Genomic DNA, 11,697 nt, shown 5'->3' on the forward strand with positions numbered 1-11,697 from the left:
ACTGGAACTATCATAGTAAACAATAGCGCTAGATTAAAATATACACAAGTATGTTTATCAACTTTTGCTAACCAATATACTTATTTAGATTATCAAACACCTTTCTAGGTTAGGGTAGTCTCCTAAGTTAACTGTCAGAATAAATTGGAAATAAATACAGAATCAAGTAAATCGTCTACATTAACGGTTAGGATAGATTAGAAATAGATGCAAAAAATAACGGTCTCCCTGATTTGATTAATGGTGATTAACTAGTTACCAAAAACAGAGGAGAGATACGGGAATACGGCTATGTAACTAATAATTAATTTTATAAGAAGCCGGATGGCTATCCGGCAGTTAACTGTTCTTAATCTGGTATATGGGTTTCATAAATCGGTACAAAATCACTTAAAACCAATCCCCACTTATGATTAGCATACTCAAATAATTCATCAATGTTTTGAAAAACATAAGCCTCATAACAATCAATGCTTTTATTAAATAAATAAAGATCCTCTTGATTAGGATCCGCATAATAAGTTTCAAACTTGTACAAATAAAAAACATTATCACTATCAGTAATTGGTCTATTTAGCCAACCAAGGTATCTACCTAACTTTGAGTGTTCTAGCGCATCAATTTCTTTTAACCTTTTTATATATTTTTCATCATATTCAAGTGAAAAAATCTGAAAAAATCGAGATTTATTATTTTCTTTTCTTTCTGCACATTGCCCACGCATCTCATATGGATATGGATGATAAGGATTATTATATGTTGTCTTTGTCATGATTATACAATTTCCTTATGGTTATTTCCTTTAATCTAAGGAACTGGAACTATCATAGTAAACAATAGCGACAGATTAAAATATACACAAGTATGTTTATCAGAGCATAAATACCTATATGAGCATTTAGTTTTTATCTTTGGTTTTGATAAAATCTGAATCATCACAGGATGTATCAAGGTTACGTAAGCGCAATGAGTCGTCAAATTCTGCGTTAATTTGTTTTTCACCTTTGGTTGCGATCAGCTTTAAACCATCATCAAACGTTATTTGATAATCTTTAGCTAGCAAATAGTATTTTATAGCAGCATAGTGATTTACTTCAAAGCCGGCAATATATTGCGAGATTACACTAGCAACGCGGTAATGCGTATCCTTCTCTTGATGAATTTGGTCAATATAATCATTATTAAAAGTTAACACAAGTGTACCTTGACCATAATTACCGACATAATAACCACTTGAGTTAAACATACCACTTGCAATAATTCCCAATGGATGTAGATCTTCTTTGGTGGCATCAAATTTAGGAAATTTAAATAAATCAATATTGTTCTCTTCACCAAATTTTTTAAGCTTAAGAGACTGTTCGATAACATTTTTTGGAAGATCAGCTTGTTCATTTCCCCAAGCCCAAAGCCAAGTCTCGCTCAAATGTGAAAAAGATCCCAATAGCTGAAAAGAACAATATAAATCATTACCAAAAACAAGTTGCTGTTTGAGCATATCAATTTGCCAAGGCTTATCGTTGATAACACCATCTAAATCCATTTGCTTTTCAAAAGCAAGTCCAACATATTGTTCGATAAGGGTTTCTAATGTTTGTTTTTCTTGATGCGCTCCAAATTGGTCAAGTTTTTTATTTTTTGATAATAATTTTTTCCAGAATTGCATATATCATCCTTACTTTTAGATCTAAATATTACTCATTATTTTAAATAATTTAATTTTTATAAATTCATCCAATAAAATTTTAAGATGATGTTGTCAATTTGCTACCTGATATTTCGGTGATTAAGTAGGAGAAATAAACCAAACCTTTTTATCATGACTCATTTCCGGTTTTGCATGCTCAATTATTAAGCAAACGATTGATACAGTCAAGTTAACTATTCTTATGCAAAATCATAGAGATGAATATAGATAAAATCTATTAACGTTTTCGCTATCTTTTGGTGAGCTACCGTTATAAAACTAATTTAATTTTCGCTTGATAGGTCGCTTCGCGATATCGAACTTATGATAATACTTACTCAGTTTATTAGTCATATCGGCTATTACGGGTTAGGATAGATTAGAAATAGATACAAAAAATAACGGTCTCCCTGATTTGATTAATGGTGATTAACTAGTACCAAAACATAGGGGGAATACGGCTATGTAACTAATAATTAATTTTATAAAAAGCCGGATGGCTATCCGGCGGTTAACTGTTTTTAAGATAATGGCATATGGGTTTTATAACTCGGTACAAAATCACTTAAAACCAATCCCCACTTATGATTAGCAAATTCGAGTAATTCATCAATGTTTTGAAAATAATAAGTCTCATAACAATCAGAGCTTTCATTAAATAGTTCAATATCGTCTTGATTAGGATCCGCATAATAAGTTTCAATATAGTACAAATAAAAAACATTATCACTATCAGTAATTGGTCTATTTAACCGCTCGATATACGTATCATATCCAGAGTGTTCAAACATATCATTTTCTTTTAACCATTTAATTTCTTCTTCATCATATTTAATTGAAAAAATTTCAAAAAACCGAGTCTTATCTTTCTCCTGTTTTTCTGCACATTGTCCGCGCATCTCATATGGATATGGATGATAAGGATTATTATATGTTGTCTTTGTCATGATTATAAAATTTCCTTATGGTTATTTCCTTTTATCTAGGGAACTGGAACTATCATAGTAAACAATAGCGCTAGATTAAAATATACACAAGTATGTTAATCAACTTTTGCTAACCAATATACTTATTTAGATTATCTAACCCCTTTCTAGGTTAGGCTAGTCTCATAAGTTAACTGTCAGAATAAATTCAAAATAAATACAGAATCAAGTAAATCGTCTAAATTAACGGTTAGGATAGATTAGAAATAGATGAAGAAAATGATGGTTTACATGATTTAACTTCATGTCAATTACGCCTTTTATCAAACAAATCGCCTAAACTGCGGTTAGGATAAATTAAAAATAGATGAAGAAAATGATGGTTTACATGATTTAACTTCACGTCAATTACCCCGTTTATCAAACAAATCACCTAAACTTAGGTTAGTATAAATTAGAAATATAACGGTCTCCCTGATTTGATTAATGGTGATTAACTAGTACCAAAACATAGAGAATACGGCTATGTAACTACTAATATTACAAAAAGCCGGATGACTATCCGGCGGTTAACTGTTTTTAATATGATGGTATATGGGTTTTATGTTTCTGTACAAAATCACTTAAAACCAATCCCCACTTATGATTAGCAAATTCGAGTAATTCATCAATGTTTTGAAAATAATAACGTTCATGACAATAAGTGCTTTCATTAAATAATTCAGGATCGTCTTGATTAGGATCCGCATAATAAGTTGCAATCTTATACAAATAAAAAACACTATCACTATCAGTAATTGGTCTATTTAACTGTTCGATATATATATCATATCCAGAGTATTCAAACATATCATTTTCTTTTAACCATTTAATTTCTTCTTCATCATATTTAAATGAATTAACCTCAAAAAAACGAGTCTTATCTTTCTCCTGTTTTTCTGCAAATTGCCCGCGCATCTCATATGGATATGGATGATAAGGATTATTATATGTTGTCTTTGTCATGATTATAAAATTTCCTTATGGTTATTTCCTTTAATCTAAAGAACTGGAACTATCATAGTAAACAATAGCGACAGATTAAAATAAGTACAAGTATGTTTATCAACTTTTGCTAACCAATATACTTATTTAGATTATCAAACACCTTTCTAGGTTAGGTTAGTCTCCTAAATTAACTGTCAGAATAAATTGGAAATAAATACAGAATCAAGTAAATCGTCTAAACTGCGGTTAGGATAGATTAGAGATAGATGAAGAAAATAGTGGTTTACATGATTTGATTTCATGTCAACTACGCCGTTTATCAAGCAACTTGCCTAAACTGCGGTTAGGATAAATTAGAAATAGATGAAGAAAATGATGGTTTACATGATTTAACTTCATGTCAATTACGCTGTTTATCAAACAAATCGCCTAAACTGCGGTTAGGATAGATTAGAGATAGATGAAGAAAATAGTGGTTTACATGATTTTATTTCATGTCAATTATGTCGTTTATTAGGCTAGTCTTCTAGTATCTGTATTTTAAATAGGCAAAATATGAAGGTTCAGTTAAAACCTGACCGGTTTTAACTGATTGAAGATGGCAACAACGCATATTAAGAGTGAACTATCTTTAAAACTACGACTTAAAAACATACTGCACTTACTGCAAATTTAAATCGTTAAACTTTAATTTAACTATCCTCTACAGAATCCATCTTTCCCATTTATCGTACTCGTCATTATAAGCTTCTTTTTTATCGATTCGCCACTCTTTATTTTTATAGTGAAGCGTATAACGATAGCGATATTCCAAGATAGAATGATCTTGGGTTTCGATGGCAATTTTATTTTTGTTTAACACCTCGGTTGTCAGTATTTCTTCATCGGGAGAATATTCTGGTGGACATCCAGTATTTAACGCAGCTTGCCTACCATATTTTCGCTCTTTTAAGGTACAATAAGTATTAAATATTGCATCAAGTTCCTCCCCCTTTTTGGCATCCAAGGGTGCTAACTTTTTACCTTGGTCAATGTAGTCCATAGTTAAAGCATGATAATATACTTCCCATTTATTCATTGCGATAATAAATTTTTTTAGTACTGCTACTGCTTCTTGTATATTGGGTTCCATAATGCGTCCTTCCATTTACTAACCAGCTAATTTATCAATACCATTACAGATAATAACGCTGCCATAGTTTAAGTGCAAGTATATTAATCCGGTTATGCAAACCAATGTAAATATTTAGATATCTAACACTTTTCTAGGTTAGGATAGATTAGAAATAGATGAAGAAAATGATGGTTTACATGATTTTATTTCATGTCAATTACGCCGTTTATTAGGCTAGTCTTCAAGTATCTGTATTTTAAATAGGCAAAATATGAAGGTTCAGTTAAAACCTGACCGGTTTTAACTGATTGAAGATGGCAACGATGCATATTAAGAGTGAACTATCTTTAAAACTACGATTTAAAAGCTTACTGCAAATTAATATCGTTAAACTTTAATTTAACTATCCTCTACAGAATCCATCTTTCCCATTTATCGTACTCGTCATTATAAGCTTCTTTTTTATCGATTCGCCACTCTTTATTTTTATAGTGAAGCGTATAACGATAGCGATATTCCAAGATAGAATGATCTTGGGTTTCGATGGCAATTTTATTTTTGTTTAACACCTCGGTTGTCAGTATTTCTTCATCGGGAGAATAATCTGGCGGGAATCCAAGAGCTAAACCAGCTTGCCTTCCGTATTTTCGTTCTTTTAAGGTACAATAGCTATTAAATATAGCATCAAGCTCTTCTTGGATTTTGGGGGTTAAAGAATCAGAATTTTTACTATTTTCATCGTATTCTTCAGTTAAATTAAAAAAATATACCTCCCATCTATTCATTGCGATAATAAATTTTTTTAGTACTGCTACTGCTTCTTGTATATTGGGTTCCATAATACACCTCTATATTTGATTCTTGAACTTTTCTTTCATTACCACCTTACCTTTTTGTTTAACGATATAAATAATCTTGGTCGGTCGCGTTCCACCATTGTCGTATACAAATTTCCACTCTAAATGTACTGTTCCATGTTTGTTTATATAGTTTCTAATTTTACCTTCAAAAACCCGATACGCACCACGATTTATCTTCACTACTTGGGGGAATATGTTTCTTGGATCAGTACCTGAACCACCTAAAAGCGCACCTAATATATGACCTGCATCATCATCATTGTTACCTCTTGAACGGGCCCAATCACGTGCTTTCTGGTTAGTTGGCGTTCCTTTTCCTATATCCTTTTTCGTAACTTTTGCCGATGCTGAAGTTATTTGACCTGCTTGATTCATTTTTATTTTAGGTACTTTCGCTAATCCCAATGGGTCAATCCATGCCAGTGGATCAAACACATAAGCATAGGTATTTTCGCCACCATCTAGTCCTATCGGATCTTGGCTAAAGTAGCGCCCACAATAGGGATCATAGTAACGGTTTAAATTATAGTGTAATCCCGACTCTTGGTCAAAATACTGTCCCTGAAATCGTAGATTCTGGTCGTTAGTGCCGGCGGCTATAGCAATTTGGCCATAAGATTTGTAAATACCACTCCAGACGATATCTCCATTGGCGCTGATTAGCTCTTGCGGTGTGCCTAGTTGATCGGTAAGGTAGTAGTAGATCTGACCACCGCGCCCCCGCCCCTGTAACTGCGCTAGGGGAATAAAACTATCCTCACTCGGCTCGTAAATATAGCTGCAACAGCGGTAGTCTTCCGCTTTGCTCCCCTGATTGCGGACCGCCGATGGACTAAAATCGGCATCGTCGGCATGACATTCAGTAATTAATTTATCCCCCTGCCAAAAGAACAGGGTTTTATCCCCGGTTTGCTTATCCGTTTTACTGATACGCCGTCCAAAGGCATCGTAAGTATAAGTGTGCACGGTTTCTACCGCTTGATGAAAATCATTATCCCGATAGTGGCGAATTTTTTTAAATTCAATTAATCGATGTTGGCAGTCCCATTTAAACTGATGTTCGGTATGTTGCCGTTTGCCACGTAACTCTTTTATCACATTACCATATTCATCATATTCATAATGCCTATCGCCCTGAATTTTTAAACGGTTGGCGCTAACTTGGGTGCTCGCGGCGGTATTGGACTGTTTATCGCCTTTAAGCGCATCAAGTGGGGCGTCACTGCTTAACAGGTTATTGGCACCATCATAAATAAACTGCTCGTGATAGCCTTTAAAGCTTAACTCATCAGGCAGTTGTTTATGGTTATAAGGCTTATGGTTTGCACTAGCTAATCGGCTTTTTAAATCATGGGTGAATTTTTTGATACCCTTATAGGTATCGGTAATTTGGGTTAGCTCACCTACCTGATTGTATTGATAGTGGCGCTCAATCGGTTTTATGATATTGTCACCAACCGTAATACGTTGATGCAGCAATCGGCCCATGCTGTCAAACTGGTTGCGCCAATTTAACTCACCAAATCGCCCCAGGGTTCGATCAATTTCTTGACCTTGTTGCCAACGGTGGGTTGAAAGTGGTTGCCCATTTAAGTCAATTTGACTTACGTTATCGCCATGGTAATGGTAAGCGAGTATATTGCCATCTGGCATCCGCATTCGGTATAAGCGGCCGACGGCATCGTAATCGAAGTATTGACTACTAAATCCTTGATGCTCTTGGATTAGGCGACCACATTTGTCATATTGCCAAACTAGCGGCCATTGGCCATCATCTACTTCGAGCAACTGACCAAAGCCGTTATAACGATAGGCTATCTTTTGACCATCCGGGAGCGTTCGTGCGATTAAACGCCCATGGATATCTCGCTCATATTGAGTGACTAATGCGGTTTCTTGCCGTCCGCTATCGCCATACTCGGTGCGTTTTATTATCTGGTCATTGACATCATATTCCCAAAAAATTTGACGGCCATCGAATAATCGTTCCGATTGTATTTTGCCAGTTGGCGTATAATCAATATGGTAACGGTCACCATTATGATTAATAATATCGCTGATTTTACAGTGAATATTGTTATATTCATACTGCGTATAGCTGTTATCCGGGTAATAAATTCGTTTAATAAATGGCGTATTTGGGTGATATTCAAAATGAGTGACCCGCTGCTTTTCATCAATCTCTTTCGTGACACTACCATAAGGGTTATAGCTAAATTTGCGTGATGTTCCATCTGGCCAGTGAACCGCCACTAAGCGACCGATATCATCCCATACCCATCGAGTTGCCTGCACAGCATCAATATTATTTGTCGAATTAGGATCGGTTGTGCTCTCAAAAATCAGTTGACCCAGTGCATTATAACGATAGTACATTACTTCTCCACTGGTATTTTGGTATTCAAGCAATTGACCGAGTGCATTAAAGGTATAGCGCTCCGAGGTGTTATCCGGATAGATAACGGCGGAGAGTGAGCCATTTTCCGACCAGCGATAGTTGGTTTCTAACTTCATTGGGTCGATATAAGTTATCAAATTACCGTCATAGTCGTAGCGCCATTTTTCTCGTCTAATCTCTAATCTATCAGCACTATAATGTGTGCGCTCCATCAATAAACCGCGATTATAGCGATTAGTTACCACTTGACCATCAGGAAAACGCATTAACGTGCAATTTAATTCATCATCATAATCAAATTCTGTTACGTGACCGGCAGGATCGATTTCCGCGATTAGTTCACCATCTTGACCATAATGGCGAGTGGTTGTGGTGCCACTGGCTGAGACCGTTTTAAGCAAACGGGCGGTCTGTTTATCATGTACAAAAATCTCTTTGCTACCATCAGCATAAATGGCTTCTGAGGTGCCGGAGGCGGTATCCCATTTAAAATTAATTTCTGTATTGGGTATATTACTCCATTGTCGAAGCGCTCGAACCGATTTGCCTTCACCAATCCATTCCCAATAAAATTCGGTACCGCCAGCCAGTTGTCTTTTGGTAAAAACAAAATCGGAGCGGTACTCATAACGTTCGACTTCGTTAACGGGATTAATCACTTCACTTAATTGCCCTTGTTCGTCATAAGTATAACGTATTAGGCATTGAGGCTCCGAGCCAGCGATGGTGATATGGCGAGCTAAGCGAATTTCAGATAATCTATCGCCCTGTTCGGTCTCAATATAATAGAATAGGAGTGAAGCACCGGCTGGATTTTCCAATTTGACCGGAAGCTGCTTTTCTGGGTCATAATGAACCAATAATTTTTGCTTGTTTTGCGAAAAGGCAGTGACCTGTCCATGATTATCCGATAAGCGATTAACATGCATAACCCAACCATTTAAACAGGCAGCAGTAAATAGATATTCATTCTCTTTTTCACTTAACCAGACCGCGGCTTTAGCGAGTTTATTGGCGGATATGGGCATATTCTTACTTGGTAAATCGAGTGTATTGATTAAATTCTCATGATCGGTCCAAATGATAGTGTTATCTTCATCGTTAAATAAAAAATGGTGTTGTAAAGAGTGACTCCAACCATAACCAAAGACAGAGTTTATCTCTACCGCTGTTGTACGATATTGCCGTTGGAAGGCAAAAGGATATAGTCCTAGTAAGGTGACATCATCGAGTAATAGTAACTCTTCGCCAGTAACCATTGAAATAGGGTCAGCCTTTTTTTTGGTATCTTTATCAGGTTGTGATTTTTTTCCACTGGGGGTTTCAGACGTTGATGTACCTTTACCTTTACCTTTACCTTTACCGTTATCTTTACCGTTATCTTTATTGCTACCTCCACCTTTACCGTTACCTTTTCCGCTACCTTTGCTGTTACCTCCATCTTGATCTTTACCTTTGCTGTTACCTCCAGTTTCAGCTTCAGCTTTACCTTTAGTATTTTGATGATGAGGAGTTGGAGTAGTATTATGATTAATATTAGTCGGAATAATACCACTATCATTTGGGGCTCTGTTTTGATTAATAGTGCTTACCCCACCATTCTTATTGTCAGGGTGAACATTAAGTTTTATATTGCCATTTCCATCCAATATTGGTTTCGTATTCTGGGTGCTATTAAAAACATTAACTTTATCTTTTTTTAAATTGTTGCTTATACTAAGACGCTCGGCATTCTTAAGCTTAATCTTATTAAAAAACTTAGCGATTAAATTAGTAGCTTGCGAAATTATAATATTTATAGGCTTCAATATCATATTAACTGCACGTATTAAATTTAAACCAGCACGGATTATTCGTAATGACAAGAAGATAGGACCAAGGACAGGATTGACAACAGATAATATAGCGCCAAATAATATCCCTCTTAATAATTCACCTAACAGTGAACCACCAATTTTGACAAGCTCATTTAAAACCTTACCCCATGGATAGGAAACGATTTCGGAAATTAAATAGCGACCAACGATATACATCATAGCTTCGTCTCGAGTTAAAGCTAAGAACTCTTTTGCTTTTTGTTTATCTTCTTCCAATATCTTTCCGATTTCAGATAAATCAAAAGTTATGCCATTTAATAATTCTCCTAATTGTGCTTTTGCATTGTTAAATTCTTCTATATATTTTATAGGATCGGTTAGAAGATCCCATGCTAGCGTCACGTCATCCCAAACACTAATAAAGCCCTTCCAAACTGAATCCTTAAATTTTTCTAATATGTTTTCACCAAGCGGCTCATCTAACCACTTTTGTTTACGTTTTGGCCACTGTGCAGCTAATCGTTCGTAGGCAGTTAGTACTAAATCGTCATAGGCCAAGTACAACGCTTGATTATGCTCAATTAATTTATCATCTGTCGCCCGAATATAGTAATTTTTTCCGGGAGTTAATCCCGAAAAAACAACTGTACCGTCGTTATCAGTCTTGTCACTTGCTACCAGATCCACGAGTTTAAGTATAGGGTTTACATATATTTCGCCAGTTTGGAATGTCATATCCCTTACATCACCATATACTTCAATCTTAACATCGGGAATAGGTAGGTCGAAGGCTGATTCGTATTTTAGAACAATTTTCATCGTTCCATCTTTTTCACACTTTGCTGAAGAATAATTGTCACTCTCCCATGATTTATTTTTTTTAGTTTTTGATAGTGATTCTTTTTTAGATTCTACATCATTGATAACGGTCACCCTGTCCATTTCCAGATTAGGTAACCCTATTAAATCTAACGCGCCATTCGCAAATTGAACATAACCTTTTTCTAAAAACTGCTTATATTCTGTCGTGATAATTTGCTTATTTTTAAATAACTCTAGTTCATCTTCAATAAATTCAATTGGTGTTAACATGCTAATATCCTTTTATTCAAAACTAACTAAAAAATTCACTCTCCAGTTCTTCAAATGGATTGGTAACTAACTCTAGTTCTTCGACTAATTTTGTTTTTAAGTTGTTTATGATGAGATTATCAATAACGTTATATTTAGCTGATTGTGATTGCCATAAGGCTAATATTCGCTGCTTAATTAGAATTTCCGGCAAAGTTTCATAATATGATGGATAGGTTTCTTTTAACCATAACAATAAATTAGTTATTATTGTTGTTGGATTATCTTTCATTATTGTATTTATTAACTCTTGCGGTATCCGCCACCAAGGGGTTTGTTGAGCTTGTTGTTCTACTGGAATATCAACTACATAGTGTTGATTATTAATCCAATAAAACGCAAAGGCCGGTAGGATCTCTTGCCAACTATCGACAAAGTAATCAAGCATAATTGAGAGGTAACTTCCATCCCAATAACGGAAAAAAACCGTTTCTTCATTGACTGGCATAATCACTTGAGTCAACGAGCGTAAATGACAACAAATCGATTCAAATGGTAAATGAGAACGAGCAAGCCAGCCCCAGTCTTTATGTTCTGTTTCGGCTATCCATTTTAGAAAAGGGCTATTTTCATCAAGCCTTACCAACATTGGCATGACCGAAAACCAATTTTCATAAGGTGTTTGAGAATAGAGTCCATATGGTGTTTGCGAACCATCATGAAGGTAATAATTTTTAATAGCTTGGGCATCACTAACATTGGATAAAACAGCATAAAGTGGCATTTGAGATCTTGCTGTTATCGCAACCCACTCAGTAAGCGAAATCGTGCTCATTT

At 35.3% G+C, this 11,697-nt stretch carries 8 protein-coding genes; all 8 read right to left on the bottom strand.

Translation table 11 applies throughout. From position 1 onward, the window contains the following. Window positions 1–349: 349 nt before the first annotated feature. Window positions 350–772, bottom strand: a complete 423-nt coding sequence (locus AC5LXV_RS13465; RefSeq protein WP_493466757.1) for a hypothetical protein — start codon at window positions 770–772, stop codon at window positions 350–352. A gap of 126 nt (window positions 773–898) precedes the next feature. After that, window positions 899–1,666: a DUF6882 domain-containing protein gene (locus tag AC5LXV_RS13470; protein WP_493466758.1), complete on the bottom strand. Its 768-nt coding sequence runs from the start codon at window positions 1,664–1,666 to the stop codon at window positions 899–901. Window positions 1,667–2,208: 542 nt separating this feature from the next. Continuing rightward, complete coding sequence (locus AC5LXV_RS13475) at window positions 2,209–2,634, bottom strand: hypothetical protein (RefSeq protein ID WP_493466759.1); 426 nt, start codon at window positions 2,632–2,634, stop codon at window positions 2,209–2,211. 558 nt (window positions 2,635–3,192) lie between these two features. Continuing rightward, window positions 3,193–3,618, bottom strand: a complete 426-nt coding sequence (locus tag AC5LXV_RS13480) for a hypothetical protein (protein ID WP_493451186.1) — start codon at window positions 3,616–3,618, stop codon at window positions 3,193–3,195. A gap of 685 nt (window positions 3,619–4,303) precedes the next feature. Further along, window positions 4,304–4,732 carry an NTF2 fold immunity protein gene (locus AC5LXV_RS13485; protein WP_493466760.1) on the bottom strand — a complete coding sequence of 143 codons (429 nt, stop codon included), beginning with the start codon at window positions 4,730–4,732 and terminating at the stop codon, window positions 4,304–4,306. Window positions 4,733–5,124: 392 nt separating this feature from the next. Next, complete coding sequence (locus tag AC5LXV_RS13490; RefSeq protein WP_493466761.1) at window positions 5,125–5,553, bottom strand: NTF2 fold immunity protein; 429 nt, start codon at window positions 5,551–5,553, stop codon at window positions 5,125–5,127. A gap of 9 nt (window positions 5,554–5,562) precedes the next feature. Continuing rightward, on the bottom strand, window positions 5,563–10,881 hold the full coding sequence (locus tag AC5LXV_RS13495; RefSeq protein WP_493466762.1) for an RHS repeat-associated core domain-containing protein: 5,319 nt from the start codon (window positions 10,879–10,881) through the stop codon (window positions 5,563–5,565). A gap of 22 nt (window positions 10,882–10,903) precedes the next feature. Then, the gene (locus AC5LXV_RS13500) at window positions 10,904–11,695 is read right to left on the bottom strand and encodes a DUF4123 domain-containing protein (protein ID WP_493466763.1); all 792 of its coding nucleotides are present in this window, start codon (window positions 11,693–11,695) and stop codon (window positions 10,904–10,906) included. Window positions 11,696–11,697 lie beyond the last annotated feature (2 nt).

This window comes from Gilliamella sp. LMG 34359, assembly GCF_984569085.1.

Excerpts from the sequence above, each read along its gene's own strand:
- AC5LXV_RS13465 (WP_493466757.1), bottom strand. The coding sequence starts at position 772 with ATGACAAAGACAACATATAATAATCCTTATCATCCATATCCATATGAG.
- AC5LXV_RS13470 (WP_493466758.1), bottom strand. The coding sequence starts at position 1,666 with ATGCAATTCTGGAAAAAATTATTATCAAAAAATAAAAAACTTGACCAA.
- AC5LXV_RS13475 (WP_493466759.1), bottom strand. The coding sequence starts at position 2,634 with ATGACAAAGACAACATATAATAATCCTTATCATCCATATCCATATGAG.
- AC5LXV_RS13480 (WP_493451186.1), bottom strand. The coding sequence starts at position 3,618 with ATGACAAAGACAACATATAATAATCCTTATCATCCATATCCATATGAG.
- AC5LXV_RS13485 (WP_493466760.1), bottom strand. The coding sequence starts at position 4,732 with ATGGAACCCAATATACAAGAAGCAGTAGCAGTACTAAAAAAATTTATT.
- AC5LXV_RS13490 (WP_493466761.1), bottom strand. The coding sequence starts at position 5,553 with ATGGAACCCAATATACAAGAAGCAGTAGCAGTACTAAAAAAATTTATT.
- AC5LXV_RS13495 (WP_493466762.1), bottom strand. The coding sequence starts at position 10,881 with ATGTTAACACCAATTGAATTTATTGAAGATGAACTAGAGTTATTTAAA.
- AC5LXV_RS13500 (WP_493466763.1), bottom strand. The coding sequence starts at position 11,695 with ATGAGCACGATTTCGCTTACTGAGTGGGTTGCGATAACAGCAAGATCT.